This is a genomic window from Jannaschia sp. 2305UL9-9 (assembly GCF_041403465.1).
Taxonomy (GTDB): domain Bacteria; phylum Pseudomonadota; class Alphaproteobacteria; order Rhodobacterales; family Rhodobacteraceae; genus Jannaschia.
The window spans coordinates 639,698-655,991 of the sequence record NZ_JBGEHM010000002.1; the positions used below are offsets into that span (position 1 = coordinate 639,698).

The 16,294-nt window shown below is 62.9% G+C and carries 17 protein-coding genes; 9 read left to right on the forward strand and 8 right to left on the reverse strand.

The genetic code is table 11. The features are described from left to right. Window positions 1–221: 221 nt before the first annotated feature. Window positions 222–725, forward strand: coding sequence for a redoxin domain-containing protein (locus tag V6N07_RS11025; protein ID WP_371156355.1), 504 nt, complete (start codon window positions 222–224; stop codon window positions 723–725). A gap of 43 nt (window positions 726–768) precedes the next feature. Here V6N07_RS11025 and V6N07_RS11030 read toward each other — a convergent pair whose 3' ends face one another. Beyond that, window positions 769–945, reverse strand: coding sequence for a hypothetical protein (locus tag V6N07_RS11030; RefSeq protein ID WP_371156356.1), 177 nt, complete (start codon window positions 943–945; stop codon window positions 769–771). Window positions 946–1,254: 309 nt separating this feature from the next. Here V6N07_RS11030 and V6N07_RS11035 point away from each other — a divergent pair, with 309 nt between their 5' ends. Beyond that, a complete protein-coding gene (locus V6N07_RS11035) occupies window positions 1,255–2,451 on the forward strand; it encodes a type III PLP-dependent enzyme (protein WP_371156357.1) in 1,197 nt (398 codons plus the stop codon). Between the two features lie 94 nt (window positions 2,452–2,545). On the opposite strand, the gene deoD is transcribed toward V6N07_RS11035, so the two are convergent. The 3 genes from deoD to V6N07_RS11050 all read right to left on the reverse strand — a co-directional run bounded on the left by deoD (window position 2,546) and on the right by V6N07_RS11050 (window position 5,648). Next, window positions 2,546–3,250 carry a purine-nucleoside phosphorylase gene (deoD, locus tag V6N07_RS11040; protein WP_371156358.1) on the reverse strand — a complete coding sequence of 235 codons (705 nt, stop codon included), beginning with the start codon at window positions 3,248–3,250 and terminating at the stop codon, window positions 2,546–2,548. A 69-nt stretch (window positions 3,251–3,319) separates the two neighbouring features. Beyond that, window positions 3,320–3,625 carry an H-NS family nucleoid-associated regulatory protein gene (locus tag V6N07_RS11045; RefSeq protein WP_371156359.1) on the reverse strand — a complete coding sequence of 102 codons (306 nt, stop codon included), beginning with the start codon at window positions 3,623–3,625 and terminating at the stop codon, window positions 3,320–3,322. A gap of 64 nt (window positions 3,626–3,689) precedes the next feature. Further along, window positions 3,690–5,648: a methylmalonyl-CoA mutase family protein gene (locus tag V6N07_RS11050; protein ID WP_371156360.1), complete on the reverse strand. Its 1,959-nt coding sequence runs from the start codon at window positions 5,646–5,648 to the stop codon at window positions 3,690–3,692. 212 nt (window positions 5,649–5,860) lie between these two features. Between V6N07_RS11050 and V6N07_RS11055 the strand changes: the two genes are divergently transcribed. The 7 genes from V6N07_RS11055 to V6N07_RS11085 all read left to right on the forward strand — a co-directional run bounded on the left by V6N07_RS11055 (window position 5,861) and on the right by V6N07_RS11085 (window position 12,648). Continuing rightward, window positions 5,861–7,186, forward strand: coding sequence for a 1-acyl-sn-glycerol-3-phosphate acyltransferase (locus tag V6N07_RS11055; protein ID WP_371156361.1), 1,326 nt, complete (start codon window positions 5,861–5,863; stop codon window positions 7,184–7,186). Window positions 7,187–7,292: 106 nt separating this feature from the next. Further along, on the forward strand, window positions 7,293–8,585 hold the full coding sequence (gene ccrA, locus V6N07_RS11060; protein ID WP_371156362.1) for a crotonyl-CoA carboxylase/reductase: 1,293 nt from the start codon (window positions 7,293–7,295) through the stop codon (window positions 8,583–8,585). A 200-nt stretch (window positions 8,586–8,785) separates the two neighbouring features. Further along, window positions 8,786–9,007 carry a hypothetical protein gene (locus V6N07_RS11065; RefSeq protein ID WP_371156363.1) on the forward strand — a complete coding sequence of 74 codons (222 nt, stop codon included), beginning with the start codon at window positions 8,786–8,788 and terminating at the stop codon, window positions 9,005–9,007. Continuing rightward, on the forward strand, window positions 8,943–9,653 hold the full coding sequence (locus V6N07_RS11070) for an autoinducer binding domain-containing protein (protein WP_371156364.1): 711 nt from the start codon (window positions 8,943–8,945) through the stop codon (window positions 9,651–9,653). The genes V6N07_RS11065 and V6N07_RS11070 overlap by 65 nt, the downstream gene beginning before the upstream one ends. A gap of 114 nt (window positions 9,654–9,767) precedes the next feature. Beyond that, entirely contained in the window at window positions 9,768–10,385 is a 618-nt protein-coding gene (locus V6N07_RS11075; RefSeq protein WP_371156365.1) for an acyl-homoserine-lactone synthase, read from the forward strand. Between the two features lie 17 nt (window positions 10,386–10,402). Then, window positions 10,403–11,929, forward strand: coding sequence for an ATP-dependent RecD-like DNA helicase (locus tag V6N07_RS11080; protein ID WP_371156366.1), 1,527 nt, complete (start codon window positions 10,403–10,405; stop codon window positions 11,927–11,929). Then, window positions 11,926–12,648 carry an SDR family oxidoreductase gene (locus tag V6N07_RS11085; RefSeq protein WP_371156367.1) on the forward strand — a complete coding sequence of 241 codons (723 nt, stop codon included), beginning with the start codon at window positions 11,926–11,928 and terminating at the stop codon, window positions 12,646–12,648. Before V6N07_RS11080 ends, V6N07_RS11085 begins: the two co-directional genes overlap by 4 nt. Here V6N07_RS11085 and V6N07_RS11090 read toward each other — a convergent pair. The 4 genes from V6N07_RS11090 to V6N07_RS11105 all read right to left on the reverse strand — a co-directional run bounded on the left by V6N07_RS11090 (window position 12,645) and on the right by V6N07_RS11105 (window position 16,272). After that, window positions 12,645–13,412 (reverse strand): TIGR02186 family protein, encoded by a 768-nt coding sequence (locus tag V6N07_RS11090; protein ID WP_371156368.1) that lies wholly within the window; start codon window positions 13,410–13,412, stop codon window positions 12,645–12,647. The two genes, V6N07_RS11085 and V6N07_RS11090, sit on opposite strands and share 4 nt — an antisense overlap. Then, entirely contained in the window at window positions 13,412–14,335 is a 924-nt protein-coding gene (locus V6N07_RS11095; RefSeq protein WP_371156369.1) for a sulfite exporter TauE/SafE family protein, read from the reverse strand. Before V6N07_RS11095 ends, V6N07_RS11090 begins: the two co-directional genes overlap by 1 nt. 193 nt (window positions 14,336–14,528) lie before the next feature. Continuing rightward, window positions 14,529–15,323, reverse strand: a complete 795-nt coding sequence (locus V6N07_RS11100; protein ID WP_371156370.1) for a purine-nucleoside phosphorylase — start codon at window positions 15,321–15,323, stop codon at window positions 14,529–14,531. Further along, entirely contained in the window at window positions 15,307–16,272 is a 966-nt protein-coding gene (locus V6N07_RS11105; protein ID WP_371156371.1) for an ABC transporter permease, read from the reverse strand. The genes V6N07_RS11100 and V6N07_RS11105 overlap by 17 nt, the downstream gene beginning before the upstream one ends. Window positions 16,273–16,294: the final 22 nt, after the last annotated feature.

Here is a 16,294-nt window from a genome sequence, read left to right on the forward strand (position 1 = left end):
CCGTCTCCTGACGGGACATCTTCGTCAGGACCGGGTCGCAACTGCAGCAACCACGGAATGCGCCGTCAGCGGCGCATTTTTCGCGCGTCCTGCAGGGTCGCCGGTTTCGGTCCCGCCGTCACGGCAGGCCGATCTGCACGGGTCCCATTGAAGCCCTGGCGTATTTCCAGCAGGCTTTTCGTCGGGCGTACGGGCCCAAACCGAAAAGCACTGGAGGGGCGATGCTCAAACCATCCACTACCGCACCCGCACTCGTTGTTCCGCGACTGTCTGGAACGGAGTTCGATCTGACGAAGACGGATCGCGAGACGTTCATCGTCTTCTACCGCGGCCTTCACTGCCCCGCCTGTCGCAGACAACTGGAAGCGCTGGTGCCGTATCTTGCGGACTTCGAAGACCGGGGCATCGACGTGATCGCGGTTTCGATGGATACGAAAGACCGTGCCAGTGGCGCCCGGGAGGAATGGGACATCGCCGGGATCGACATCGGATATGCCATGTCAGAGGCGACGGCCCGTGACTGGGGATTGTGGATCTCGGAGAGGGTTGTCGACAAGGAACCGCCCATCTTCTCGGAAGCGGCGATGACTTGGGTCGGGTCGGACAAGACCGTGCTTGCCCATTGGCAGCAATCGGTCCCCTTTGCGCGGCCGCCGTTCCCGGACATCCTGTCCGGAATCGATTTCGTGCGAACGAACAACCGTCCGCCACGCGGGTCTGCATGAAGACCCCCCCTGCCCATCTCATGGATGGGCAGGGGGGTAAGGCTTAGTTCGGTGCGCCGACTTCGACGCCACCTTGGGGGATCGTGCCGTCTTGATCGATGTCCTGATCAAGGGTCGCTTCCAGCTCGGAATTCGTATCGACGGGATCGTTCGCGCCGACGCATGCGCCCAGCAGGATGGTCAGCGGCAGAACAGCGGCGATTTTTGCAAAATTGGTCATGATGTTATCTCCGGTTGTGGTGTTCTCGCCATGTTAACCCGACGACAGGCGGATAGGTTCCATGGGGCATTCCGGCATCGACCGAACAGGTGATCGGCGGGCATTCGCAATCGGCTGATTTTCCATCTTGACCGAAAATGCGTTTGCCCTCAAATGCGCCCCATAGACGCCAACGCACGCGCCTCTGGCACGGCTCAGGCGACCCCTCATGGGTCACCCGCACGGTTACGTAGCGACGGTAACGTCTCCCTTGGAAGTGAGCGGTCTTTGCCGATTTATCGGAATGGCCGGGTCTATTGGAGATGACCCATGAATGTAGATCTCGCCCTGCGAGATGGCTTCGGCCGTCCTGTCACCTTTGCGCCCGTTTCCCGCGTGGAAGCCCATATCGCAGCCCATGATTTCGCCCATCCCACCCTTGTGATGGATGTCGATGCTGTGGAACGCCAGTACCGCGCCCTGTCCGCAGGTCTGGTCACCGCCAACGGCAAGCAGGCGCATATCCATTACGCGGTCAAGGCGAACCCCCATTCCGCGATCATCGAGCGTCTGGTCGCCCTCGGCTCCGGTTTCGATGTGGCCTCCCGTGGGGAGATCGAGATCGTGCTGGGGCAGGGCGCGGACGTGGATCACGTCTCTTTCGGGAACACCATCAAGAAAGCGTCCGACATCCGGTGGGCGCATGGCGTCGGCATCACCCTGTTCGCCGTCGATGCCGAAGAGGAGATGGTCAAGATCGCCGAGAACGCACCGGGCGCCCGCGTCTATGTCCGTGTCATCGTCGACAACCCCGAAGCGGACTGGCCGCTTTCGCGCAAGTTCGGTTGCGCGTCCGACAAGGCGTTGAACCTGCTTGGCATGGCCCGGGATCTCGGCCTCGTGCCGCATGGCCTGTCGTTCCACGTCGGATCGCAGACCCGCGAGGCACGCATGTGGACCGGCACCTTGGATCAGGTCGCGGCGATCTGGCACCGCGCGCAGGATGCCGGTTTCGACTTGCAGTTGCTGAACATCGGCGGCGGCTTTCCGGCGTTCTACGGCGAGGAGATCCAGCGCCCGACCGCCTATGCGTCCGCTGTCATCCGCCTGATCGAGGAAAGGTTCGGCGATGTCCCCCACATCATGGCGGAACCCGGTCGCGGCATGGTCGCCGAAGCAGGTTGCATCGCAGCAGAGGTGGTTCTGGTGTCGAAGAAGTCCGAGGACGATCTGCATCGCTGGGTCTACCTCGACATCGGCCGTTTCTCGGGTCTGGCCGAAACCGAGGGCGAGGCGATCCGCTATCAGTTCGCCACCCCGCGCGACGGCGACGATACCGGACCCTGCGTGCTGGCCGGGCCGTCGTGCGACTCCGCCGATGTGCTGTATGAAAAGCGTCCTATCCAGTTGCCCCTGTCGCTGAAGGCCGGCGACAAGATCATCATCCGCAACTGCGGGGCCTATACGACGACCTATTCGTCCGTCTGCTTCAACGGGTTCCCGCCGCTGGATTGCGTCGTCATCTGACCGCGCCGAACCGCCGTTGGGAAAAGGCGGAACCGGGTGAAGGATCGATAGGTGCGGCGGGGTAATCGAATACCCCGCCGCCCGTCGTTTCCGGTCAGGCGAAGGCTGCTTCCAGCGCGATTTCCACCATGTCGCCGAAGGATGTCTGCCGTTCGGACGCGGGCAATGCCTCATGCGTCAGAAGATGATCGCTGACCGTCAGCACGGCAAGCGCGCGGCATCCATGGCGCGCCGCGATATTGTACAGTTCCGCGGCTTCCATCTCGACGGCCAGTATCCCGTGGCGCGTCATCATCTCGGTCAGATCGGGGCGTTCGTCGTAGAACACGTCCGAAGAGTAGATGCCCCCCACGTGAACGGGTGCACTGCGCCCTTGTGCCGCGTCGAACGCCGCTTTCAGCAGGCCGAAATCGGCGCAGGGGGCGAAATTGAGCTGCCGGAAGATGCCGGCCGACGGGGTCGAGATCGACGAGGCCGTCTGGGCCAGAATCACATCCCGCAGACCAATATGCGGCTGCATCGCGCCGGTGGATCCGATGCGGATCAGGGTCTTCGCGCCATACGTGGAAATCAGCTCGTTGGCATAGATCGACAGCGAAGGCATGCCCATGCCCGATCCATGGATCGTCACGCGATGTCCACGCCACGTGCCGGTAAAACCCAACATCCCGCGCACGTCGTTGACCAGTTCCGGCGCCTCCAGGAATGTCTCCGCCGCCCATTTGGCGCGCAGGGGATCGCCCGGCATCAGAACGGTTTCGGCAATGGTTCCGGCTTCGGCACGGATGTGTGGCGTCATGTTCGTCGTCTTTCCAACAAAAAAGGGATGCGAGATGCATCCCTTTTGTCATCAACGCACAAGGAATGGCTAGATCGCCATGTCCGATTCCGTTTTTCCGCTGGCGAGGGCATCCTTGAACCATTTCGGCTGCCGGCCACGTCCGGACCATGTCTTGGAGGGGTTCTCGGGATGCGCATACTTCGGAACGCCACTCGACGCCTTGGCCTTCTTGCCGCCAGTCAGTTCGGCAAGGCTGAAGCCCATGTCGCGCGCCAAAGCCTCGAGCTTGGCCTGTGCTTCCTTCTTTCTGCGATCGTCGAAGGATTTCAACGCGGTGTTCACGTCCTTCTGCAGTTTCAAAAGGTCTTCGCGGCTCATTTCGTCAAGGTTCATGAGTATCCCCGTCATTCTTGCATGATTCGGGACTAGTCGCCCTTAGGTTGTTTGGCAAGTTCAATCATTCTGCTGCAATCTTTGCGGGGTCTGCCAATTCGACAATATCCGCCATTATCCTGTTCAATTCAAAGTCCTTTGGCGTATAGACCCGCGCGACCCCAATTGATGTCAGGAAAGTCGCGTCTTCGTCCGGAATGATGCCGCCGACGATGACGGGAACATGGGACAGACCCGCCGTTTGCAGGCGCGCCATTAGATCCTCGACCAGAGGCAAGTGGGAACCGGACAGGATTGACAGGCCGATGATATGGGCATCGCTTTCAAGTGCGGAGGCGACAATAGCCTCGGGTGTCAGTCGTATGCCCTCGTATCGAATGGCCATTCCGCAATCGCGTGCACGGACCGCAATCTGCTCGGCCCCATTGGAATGGCCGTCAAGTCCCGGCTTTCCCATCAGAAAGGTCAATCGCCGGCCAAGCCTGTCGGAAACGGCGTCCACCGCCAACCGCAGATCGTCCAACCCTTCTGTACGATTGGACCGGGAGGAGGAAACACCCGTGGGTCCGCGGTATTCGCCGTGAACATCCCGCATGACGCCGGCCCATTCGCCCGTCGTCACCCCGGCGCGGGCTGCTTCAATGGAGGGTGGCATGATGTTCGTGCCATCGCGTGCCGCCTTTGCCAAAGCGTCGAGCGCGCTTTGCACCGCGCCGGCATCGCGACCTGCCCGCCATGCGTCGAGGCGCGCAATCTGATCGGCCTCGACCGCCGGGTCCACGGTCATGATGCCCCCATCCTCGCCGACCAAAGGGGACGGCTCTCCCTCCGTCCAGGCATTGACGCCGACGACGGTGGTATCCCCTCGTTCAATACCGCCAAGGCGGTCGGCATTCGATTCGACGAGCCGGGATTTCATGTATTCGATTGCCGCAACCGCCCCGCCCATTCCGTCGAGAATGGCGAGTTCCGCACGCGCGCCATCCTTCAGGGTTTCGACCTTTGCGGCGACGACAGGGGACCCGTCGAATAGATCGCCATATTCCAGCAGGTCCGTTTCATAGGCCAGAACCTGTTGCATCCGCAGGGACCACTGCTGATCCCATGGGCGAGGCAATCCCAATGCCTCGTTCCAGGCGGGCAATTGCACGGCCCGCGCACGTGCCGATTTGCTGAGCGTGACGGCCAGCATTTCGATCAATATCCGATAGACATTGTTTTCCGGCTGCTGCTCCGTCAGGCCGAGCGAATTCACCTGAACGCCATATCTGAACCGCCGATATTTCGGGTCCTCGACGCCGTATCGGTCGCGGCAAATTTCGTCCCAAAGATCGACGAAGGCGCGCATCTTGCACATCTCGGTGACGAAGCGGATGCCCGCGTTCACGAAGAATGAGATGCGACCAACAAGGCGGGGGAAGTCTTCGGGCGGAACCTTGCCCTGCAATTCATCCAACACGGCCGTGGCCGTCGCGAGGGCAAAGGCCAATTCCTGTTCAGGCGTCGCTCCGGCCTCCTGCAGGTGGTAGGAACAGACATTCATCGGATTCCATTTCGGGATCGCGGTGTAGCAATATTCCGCAACGTCCGAGATCAGCTTCATCGAAGGGGCCGGCGGCAGGACGTAGGTGCCGCGAGACAGGTATTCCTTGACGATATCGTTCTGCACCGTCCCCTGCAGCGCCGTCACATCGGCACCCTGTTCCTCGGCCACGGCAACATAGAGCGACAGCAGCCAAGGGGCCGTGGCGTTGATGGTCATCGAGGTGTTCATTTGATCGAGCGGAATATCCGCAAACAGCGCACGCATGTCGCCAAGGTGGCTGACCGGCACGCCGACCTTGCCGACTTCGCCCCGCGCAAGGACATGGTCGCTGTCATACCCGGTCTGGGTCGGCAGGTCGAAGGCAACGGACAGGCCCGTCTGTCCCTTTGCAAGGTTTGCGCGGTACAAGGCGTTGGACTTCGCGGCAGTCGAATGGCCGGCGTAGGTTCGGAAGAGCCAGGGGCGATCTTTCTGCATCACGATGGGTCCTTGCGAAATATAATTGCGATCAGGTGGCACTATGGGACATGAATGATATATGTCAACATGCCGCACTGCGGCGCAACCTGATCTGATCGTGGGTATGCCAACGCCCGGCCCGTGCTATGTAGATTGACATGCATGACACGATACCCGGACCCTGAACTCTGACACACACCGTCGAACTTCCCCTCTGGGTCCTGATCCTGTTGTGCCTGTTCGCAGCGGTGACATTCGCGTCGCATTTCCTGTTTCCGTCTGTCCGATGGTTCTTTCGCAAGCGGGCGGATCGCCTTGTCGCGCGGCTGAACACCCGGCTGAAACGCCCGATCGAGCCGTTCAAGCTGGCGCGGCGCATGAATACGATAAACCGGCTGACCCACGATCCGCAGGTCGCACAGGCAATCCTCGACCATGCAAGAACCGAGGGTATCCCCGAGAATGTCGCCTTCGAGACGGCGCGCCGCTATGCGGGGGAGATCGTGCCGGGCTTTTCGGCGACGCTGTATTTCTCGGTCGCGATGCGATTGGCGCGTTGGCTGTCCCAGAGCCTCTACCGTGTGCGTGTCACCGGAGAGGAGCGGGCGTTCGAAGGCGTGGATCCGGATGCGACGGTGATTTTCGTCCTCAACCACCGCTCGAACATGGATTATGTCCTGGTGACTTGGCTTGCCGCGCGCCAGACGGCATTGGCCTATGCGGTCGGCGAATGGGCGCGACGGTGGCCATTGGCGCCCCTGATCCGGGCGTTGGGTGGGTATTTCGTGCGGCGCCGTGATCTCAACCCGCTGTATCGCAAGATACTTGCGCGCTATGTTCAGCTGGCCACTGACAACGGCGTGACACAGGCCGTTTTTCCCGAAGGCCGACTGTCCCGTGATGGGGCGCTGCATTCACCGAAGCTTGGAATCCTCAGCTATATCCTCGAGGATTTCGACCCGGATCGTGATCGAAACGTGGTCTTCGTGCCGGTCGCCATGAACTATGATCGGGTGCTGGAGGATCGCGTGTTGATTGCGGCGGAAACCTCCGGTCCGCGCGCGTTCCGCCTGCGCTGGTATACGGTAGTGCGGTATCTGGTCCTGCATCTGCAGTTGCGGCTGACGCGCAGGTTCACCCGCTTCGGCATTGCCGCGGTGGCCTTCGGGCGCCCTCTGTCCCTTGCCGACATGGCGTTCAGCGCAGAGGCCGATCCGACCGCCGCGTTGGGCGAGGAACTCATGTTGCGAATCGCCGAAGTTCTTCCGGTTCTGCCTATGGCCCTGATCTGCGACGCCTTGTGCAAGGGGGCGACCACGATCGACGCGGTCGTGCAGCACGTTGAGATGCGGGCCGAAACGCTGAGGTCGACCGATCATCCGGTCCATGCGCCCAAAGCCGGCCTGCGCCACGCGGTCGTCGGTGCGCTCAGCATGTTGCAGGGCCGCAAACTCCTGCGGGTCAGCGAAATGAAGGTGCATATACCGGACGAGGCGCGTCCGATCCTGCGGTTCTATGCCAGAACGCTGCCGAGATACAAATCGGTGAAGTTATAAAATTACAAGATACGTAAATTCTCGGTTGGAAAGTTACGCCGCACCTGCTACCTGAGAGGGCAGCATTCATGACGCGGTGCAGCGCGACACTCAACAGGAGGATACGATGGCCCTCGATACGCACACCCCCCCCGCGACCTACGACGCCGTGGTCAAGGACCTGTATGAAATGGGGGAAATGCCTCCGATGGGTCATGTGCCCAAGCAAATGTACACATGGGCGATCCGGCGCGAACGTCACGGAGAACCCGATACCGCGATGCAGCAGGAAATCGTGGATGTCCCCACCCTCGACAGCTATGACGTGCTGGTCCTCGTGATGGCCGCAGGCGTGAACTACAACGGCGTCTGGGCCGCGCTTGGCCAGCCGATCAGCCCCTTCGACGGCCACAAGCAGCCCTACCATATCGCCGGCTCCGATGCTTCGGGGATCGTCTGGGCCGTGGGCGACAAGGTGAAGCGCTGGAAGGTCGGGGACGAGGTCGTCATCCATTGCAATCAGGATGATGGCGACGACGAGGAGTGCAACGGCGGCGATCCGATGTATTCCCCGACACAGCGGATCTGGGGCTACGAGACACCCGATGGCAGCTTCGCCCAGTTCACCAACGTGCAGGCGCAGCAATTGATGCCCCGCCCCAAGCATCTGACGTGGGAAGAAGCGGCGTGCTACACGCTGACGCTGGCCACGGCCTACCGGATGCTGTTCGGGCATGAGCCGCATGACCTGAAACCGGGTCAGAACGTGCTGGTCTGGGGCGCATCGGGGGGGCTCGGGTCCTATGCGATCCAGCTGATCAACACGGCCGGGGCAAACGCCATTGGCGTGATATCCGACGAAAGCAAGCGCGACTTCGTCATGGGGCTGGGCGCCAAGGGTGTCATCAACCGCAACGATTTCAATTGCTGGGGACAGATGCCGACGGTGAACACGCCCGAATACAAGGCCTGGTTCACCGAGGCGCGCAAGTTCGGCAAGGCCATCTGGGATATCACCGGCAAGGGCGTGAACGTCGACATGGTGTTCGAACACCCCGGCGAGGCGACGTTCCCGGTGTCCACCTTCGTGTGCAAGAAGGGCGGCATGGTCGTGATCTGCGCGGGCACCACCGGCTTCAACCTGACGTTTGACGTGCGCTACATGTGGATGCACCAGAAGCGCCTGCAGGGGTCGCACTTTGCCCACCTCAAACAGGCCAGCGCGGCCAACAAGCTCATGGTCGAGCGGCGGTTGGACCCGTGCATGTCCGAGTGTTTCGACTGGGCCGACCTGCCCGAGGCGCACATGAAGATGATGCGCAACCAGCACAAGCCGGGCAACATGTCCGTGCTGGTTCAGGCCCCCAGGACCGGCCTGCGGACCCTCGAGGATGTGCTCGAGGCAGGCGCCGACAGATAACCCTTATGCCCCCAGACGACCATGAACGGCCCTGCTGACCGCGGGGCCGTTCTCTTTGTGTTCCGCAATCCTTTGCGCGTCAGGCCGTTGGAGGCACCTCTCCCCCCATTTCGGGGGAGGAAGAATCCGCGAATTCCGGCCTCGATCGCGGTGAGCTAGCGTCGAATTAATCGTTCGTTAACTCTTGGGAAGGGAAGCTCATGTCGAAGAACTGGATCATCGAGGTGCTGACCGACCTGCGCGGCTTTGCGTCCGTCAACGACTTGCCGACTTTGGCCGCACAGCTGGAGGACGCGCTCGTCGTCGCCGTGGCAGAGATCGGGCCGGACGGTCCGGTGCCGGCACAGGCGGACACATATGGCGCGCAAGCTGGACGATTTGCTGGAACGGCTGCGGGGCGCCAGGACCCTGCACGAGCTTGAGGCAGCGGTCTTCGATCTGCGCGACTCCTATGATGTCGAGCATCTCGTTTATCACTCGGTCAGATCCAGCGGCGATCAGTGGGCGGCCCTGACCTATCGGGCGGAATGGGTCGAGGCCTACGTCGCGAACAATTTCCAGACGATCGACCCGGTGGTCCTGTCATGTTTCCGGGGTTTCACGCCGGTCGATTGGAAGGGGCTGGACTGGACGGCCCGACCGGCCCGCAGGTTGCTTGGCGAAGGCATCGCGAGCGGCCTAGGAAATCAGGGCGTCAGCCTGCCGATCCGTGGCCCGGCGGGCCAGTTCGCCCTGTTTACCGTCAACCACCGTGCAAGCGATGAAAGTTGGGCGCGTTTCACGCGCTGCCACCTCAATGACCTGCTGCTGGCGGCGCATTACATCAATGAACGCGCCTTGGCACTGGACGGCGACGGGCCCACCCCCCACCGGTCCCTCTCGCCACGCGAAACGGATGCGCTGACCCTCCTGGCCGCGGGCAAGAGCCGCGCACAAGCGGCAGAGCGTTTGAAGATCAGCGAGCATACGCTGCGCGTCTATATCGAAAGCGCGCGGTTCAAGCTCGGGGCCCTCAACACCACGCACGCCGTTGCAAATGCCCTGTCGCGGGGACTGATCTGTTTGTGACGCCATAAGGCAGATCAGCACCGCGTTGCGCAGGATCTATGCCTGCGCACGGTGATAATTCGTTAACCAGCTCTCGATCAGGCCTGCTGTCCCATTCGACAGAAAGGCCGCACAGTGATCCGTTACCTCTATGCCTCCGACCTCATGGCTTTTCCCGATCTGGCCGCCGACATGTTTCGGGACCGGGCCGCACAGTTTCGCGACCGTATGGGGTGGGACGTCACCGTCGATTCCATGGGCTGGGAGACGGACATCTATGATGGCACCGACCCCCTCTATATCATCGCCGAGGACGGTATCGGCGGCCACGCGGGCTCCATGCGCTTTCTGCCGACCACCGGGCCGGTCATGGTGAACGACGTCTTTGCCCACCTGACCGGCACAGGGGCGATCCGATCCCCGGCCATCTGGGAAACGACGCGTTTCTGTCTGTCCCCGGGCGCGGGAACCATGATCGCACGGCGGCTGCTTCTGGCCGCGTCCGAACTGGGCCTCGGTTTCGGTCTCAGCCATGCGATCGGTGTGTTTGATGCCCCCATGATCCGCGTCTATCGGCGCCTCGGCTGGGAACCTAGGATCCTTGGCACCCAAGATGGCATCTCGGCAGGCATGTGGACCTTCGCGGATGCCACGCATGATCGCCTTTGCGCGGCCGTCGATGTGCATCCCGGCCAATCCCGCCACTGGTTTGATCAGGCATTGGGTCACCTGCCCCTTCCCGTCGGGGCCTGACCCGCTACAAGGGGGCGATGGATGCCATGGCCCCCCAACTTTCCCCCGATCAGGCCGAAGCCTGGGACCGTATTTCCGAAGTGATGTCGGACAGCGGAATCGACCTGATGGACGGCTTCGCCGGCCCGCGCGAAGACGATGACAGCCGCGTTCTGGCCGTGACGGGCAAGGCCGGATCGGGCAAGACATTGCTGTTGGCGGAACTGGTCAAATCGCTGCGTGCCGCGGGACTGGATCTTGTTTCGGGCGACTATGAACGCAAGCGCGAGGGCCGCCGGACATTGGCGGTGCTGGCACCGACGAACAAGGCTGCCAGCGTCCTGCGCACCCGCGGCGTGCCTGCGACCACCATCCACCGCATCCTTTATACGCCGATGTATGATCCGGAGTATGAGAAGCTCGCGGAATGGCTGGCGGGCGATGCGGACAAGCCCACGATCGAGGGCCTGACCGAAGAGGCGATGGACCGGGCCAAGCGCGTCTATGACGAAACCGATTCCGTGCCCGGTGCGCTGGCGGCGGCGGGCCTGCGCGGGTCCGACTTCATCACGGGCTGGAAACGGCGGGAAAGCCCGCTTGACGTGGGCTTCGTGGACGAATCCTCCATGCTCGACGACAAGCAGTTCGAGGACCTGAAGGAGATTTTTCCGACCCTCGTCCTGTTCGGCGACCCGGCACAGCTGGCCCCCGTGAACCAGTCGGGCCGCATGGTGTTCGACCGATTCGGCGGTGCCGACCACCTGCATCTCGACCGTGTTCACCGGCAGCAGGCGGACAGCCCGATCCTGGACCTGGCCCACGCGCTTGGCGATCCGAACCTCGATTTTCATACCTTCGAGCAGATGATCGAGGAGGCCGCCGCCAAGGATGATCGCGTCGTGGTGGCCGGTCGCGTCGACAGCGACCTGATGGCCCGCTCCCCCGTTCTGGTCTGGCGCAACGCCACCCGCATCCGCCTGATCCGCGCCTTCCGGCAGGCGCATGGCGCCGACGACACGCACCTGCTACCCGGTGAGCCTCTGATCTGCGACGGCCTCGAATTGCCGCTGAAGCATCGCAAGCGCCGCATCGATCTTGAGGCACGCGGCCTGATCAAGGGCGCGCAGGTCGTCTACCTCGGCCCCGGTCGCAAGCCGGGGTTCAGCAAACTCCACGTCGTCGGCGCGCCGGAGCCCGAGATTTCCGTCAGCTCCATCGTCAAGATCGAGCATCCGGACGAGGAGGAACCCTTCCTGCCTTTCGCCGCCCGCATGGGCGCGGCCTTCCTGCATGGCGCGGCGGTGACGACCCACAAGGCCCAGGGCAGCCAATGGGACAGCGTGCAAGTCTTTGCCCCCGATCTTTATGCGGCTTCGCGGGCGGGGCGGATGGAGGCGGGGCAGGCTCTCTGGAAACGGCTCGCCTATGTTGCGATCACGCGTGCGGTCACCCGTCTGATCTGGGTAAAACGCTATGCCCTGGCCATGCCCAAGACGGCGCTGGAAACGGGTGACCTCAAGGTCGCGCCTGCGCCCCTGACCCTGGAATCGGAGACACCTGAATGAAGACGATCCTCATCACCGGCGCATCATCGGGCATCGGGGCTGCGACCGCCAGGCTGTTCCTCGAACAGGGATGGACTGTCGGCCTGATGGCACGGCGGGCCGAAGCCTTGGCGGATGTCGCCGCCGACCATCCCAATTCCCACGTGCTGCCGGGCGACGTGACCCGTCCGGATGATGCCGCACAAGTTGTCGCGGACTTTGCCGATCTTGCCGGGGGTATCAATGTCCTGTTCAACAACGCGGGTATCTTCGTGCCCGCGGCCCCCATCGACGAAACCCGCATCGAGGATTGGAACACGGCGGTGTCGGTCAATCTGACCGGCATGTTCCTGATGGCCCGCGCGGCCTTTGCACGCATGCGCACGCAGGGCGGTGGGCGTATCATCAACAACGGCTCCATCAGTGCCCATGTCCCGCGCGAGGGGGCCGTGACCTACACCGTCACGAAACACGCCATCACCGGCCTGACGAAACAGCTTGCCCTCGATGGGCGCGCCCTCGGCATCGCCTGTGGCCAGATCGACATCGGCAACGCCCGCACCCCGATGCTGGAGGCCCTCGATGCCGCTCAGCGTGACGCGGGGGGCGATGGCGTGGCAATGATGAACGTCGAAGACGCGGCCCGCGCGGTCCTGCATATGGCCAGCCTGCCGCCCGAGGCGAATGTCCTGACCATGACGATCATGGCGAACGGCATGCCCTACGTCGGTCGCGGCTAGGGCAGAAGATACCTGAACACGGCCGAGGCCGTCCATCCGGCAGCGATGGCGATGGCCAGCGACAGGAGGCCGTAGATCAGGGGGCGGTCATGGGCGAGGTTGTAGATGAACCGTTCCAGCCCGACCTTCTGCACGTAGATTGAGGTTGCGAAACTGTCGACGACCTGTCCGCCGCGCGTCAGGAAGATGCGGGTGTCGTAGTTCCCCTCGGTCAGGGCCGATGGCAACGCGATCTCGGTCGAGAAGAGCGTCGCATCCTGCAGGCGGACGGTCTCTTCGTCCGTGGTATAGACATCGACCGCCTCGCGGACCCGGATCAGTGCATCCAGAAACGCGGAGGCGTCGGCCGCCATGGAGGTTGCGCCGACGGCCCGCAGCTTGCGCTCCGTCGTGATCTTCCAGCGCAGATCCTCGGTTTCCGACAGGGCGCGGTCCAGCGGTAGGGACGATGCCACGGCATAGAAGCTGGGTGCCCGATCGACCTCGATCCCCTCGACATTGACCCAGATGCCGAAGCGCCGGTCCTTGCGCCGCACGGTCACCATCTCATCCGGGCCCGAGACCGTGACGATGACCGCCAGCGGTCCCTCCGATGGTTCGGGCGCGTTGCGCTTGATGGCCCCGAAGACGAGGATCTCCGAGCCGTCGAAGGACGTGGATATGGAGACGCGGTCCTGGCTCAGGTCCGCGACGACGACCTCTGCCGCAACGGCCGCGCCAAGGGGCAGGGCAAGGGCGACCAGCAGGGCGAGAAACCGCAGCATCAATGCTCTCCATCCACGCCGAGGGAGAACAGCTCGGCCGGCTGAAGCAGCAGGTCCAGCGCCAGCTTGCCGCACACCAGCAGCACCATGAGGGCCAGCAGGATGCGCAGCTGTTCGGCCTTCATCCTTGTCCCGATCCGCGTGCCGACCTGAGCGCCCACGACACCACCGACAAGCAGCAGCACCGCCAGCACCATGTCCACGGTGTAGTTCGTCGTCGCATGCAGCAGCGTGGTGAATCCGGTGACGAAGATGATCTGGAACAGCGAGGTGCCGACCACCACCTTGGTCGGCATGCCCAGAAGGTAGATCATGGCCGGGACCATGATGAAGCCACCGCCCACACCCATGATCGCGGCAAGGATACCGACGAACAGCCCCACCAGCAGCGGTGGGATCACCGAGATATAAAGCCCGCTGGTCCGGAATTTCATCTTGAACGGCAGGGCATGGATCCAGCCCCGTTGCCTGCGCACGATCTTCTGCGCGGGTCCCTTGGCGCGGCTGCGGCGGATCGCGTTCAGGCTTTCGACGAACATCAGGCTGCCGATGATCCCGAGGAACACGACATAGCAGAGCTTGACCAGCAGATCGACCTGACCGGACTGCTTGAGGATGGCGAAGACCTGCACGCCGAAGGCCGCGCCGAGCAATCCGCCGGCGAGCAGAACACCCCCCATCTTCAGATCGACGGTCTTTCGTCGCAGATGCGCAAGGACGCCCGAGAAACTGGAGGCGACGATGATGTTCGCCTCCGTCGCGACGGCGACGGCCGGGGGAATGCCGACCATGAACAGAAGGGGGGTCATCAGGAAACCGCCCCCCACGCCGAACATGCCCGACAGGATCCCCACCATGCCGCCGAGACCGACCAGAAGAAAGGCGTTCACGGATACTTCGGCAATGGGAAGGTATATCTGCACGTCGGGTCCCCTTGCGGTCATCCTGCAATAGGACCAAGGGCCCTACAATATCAAACCCAGTCTGACCGCGGATGCGCAATATGTCAGATGTCCGGGACCGTGGACCGATCCAACGGGGAAAACTGGCTCCATCCTGTCCTGTCGGCGGGCGCGGATCAGGTACATCTGGCGGCTTTCGCCTGATCTGAACCGATCAGGCGAGGAACCGTGTCAGCACCTTCTCAAGCTTGGCGGCGCCCAGCGGCGCCATGGCCTTGGTGTGGTCGTGGCTGATCGCCTCGTCCGACAGGCCCGCAGCCATGTTCGTGATCGTCGAGATGGCGGCGGCTTTCAGGCCGAGGAACCGCGCCAGAATGACTTCGGGCACCGTGGACATGCCAACCGCATCGGCCCCGAGCGTGCGAATGGCGCGGATTTCGGCCGGGGTTTCGAACGATGGCCCGGAATACCACGCATAGACGCCTTCGTGCATCACGACGTCTTCGGCCTTGGCCGCGTCATGAAGGGCGGCGCGAATGGCAGGGTCATGGGCGTCGCCCATCGGGACGAACCGGCGATCCGTCGCCTCTCCGATCAGGGGGTTGAGGCCCGAGAAATTGATATGGTCGGACAGGACCATCAGGGACCCGGTCGGCATGTCGGGGCGCAGGCTGCCCGCCGCGTTCGTTGCGATCATGGCCTCGGCCCCCAGATCGGCCAACACTTCCAGCGGCAGGCGCATCGCGTCCGACCGTCCGTTCTCGTAGTAATGTGCCCGACCGCCGAAGACGGCAACACGGCTGCCGCCAAGCTGGCCGATGACCAGCTTGGGGTTATGTCCGCTGACGCCCGCGTGGGGAAAGCCGGGAAGGTCGGCATAGTCGATCGCCACGCCATCCACCCGCTCCGCCAGATGGCCAAGCCCGGATCCGAGGATCAGGCCGTAGGCCGGCGCCTCCGACCCGGCGCGATCCCGGATCAGTCGCAGAAGGTCAGCGTTCCTTGACATAGGGCTCTCCTCCGGCGCGGGGCGGAATGGCGCGACCGACGAACCCGGCAAGGATCACGACGGTCAGGATATAGGGAAGCGCCTGCATGAACTGCGTCGGGACGGTGACCCCGAGGAACTCGATGCTTTGGAACCTGTTGCCTAATGCTTCCAGCAGGCCGAACAGCAAGGTCGCGCCAAGGGCATACCACGGCCGCCATTTGGCAAAGATCAGCGCGGCGAGCGCGATGAACCCGCGCCCGGCCGACATCTCCTTGACGAACCCGGCCGACAGCGCGGTCGCAAGATAGGCACCGGCAATGCCGCAAAGGACGCCGCAGATCATCACGGCCGCATAGCGCAGGCCCACGACGCTGACGCCTGCGGTGTCGACGGCGGCGGGGTTTTCACCGACGGCGCGCAGCCGCAGGCCAAAGCGGGTGCGGAACAGGACCCACCAGGTCAGGGGGACAAGGGCCAAGGCGACGTAGACCAGGATGGAATGCCCCGACAGAAGGTCGGAATAGAGCGGACCGAAGATCGGCACGTTCCGCACGGCATCGGCGAAGGGCAGGGTGATTTCCTGAAACCGGCCCGCGCCTTCCAGCTGCGGCGTGCGACCGCCAAGTCCGAACCATGCTTCGCCGATGACGACGGTCAGGCCGCTGGCAAGGAAGTTGATCGCCACGCCGGAGATCAGCTGATTTCCCCGAAAGGTGATCGATGCGACCCCGTGGATCGCGGACAGCAGAAGAGAGGCGAGGATACCCGCCATGAGGCCCAGCCAGACGTTCCCGGTGTAGGACGCGAAGGCCGCGGACAGGAACGCCGAAGCGAGGATCTTTCCCTCCAGCCCGATGTCGAAGATGCCGGCACGTTCGCTGAACAGCCCCGCAAGGCAGGCGAGCAGAAGCGGTGTCGCGAGGCGAAGCGAGGAATCGAGGATCTGAAGAATTTCGAGAAAGCTCATGTCCGCTCCGTAACCGGCTGTC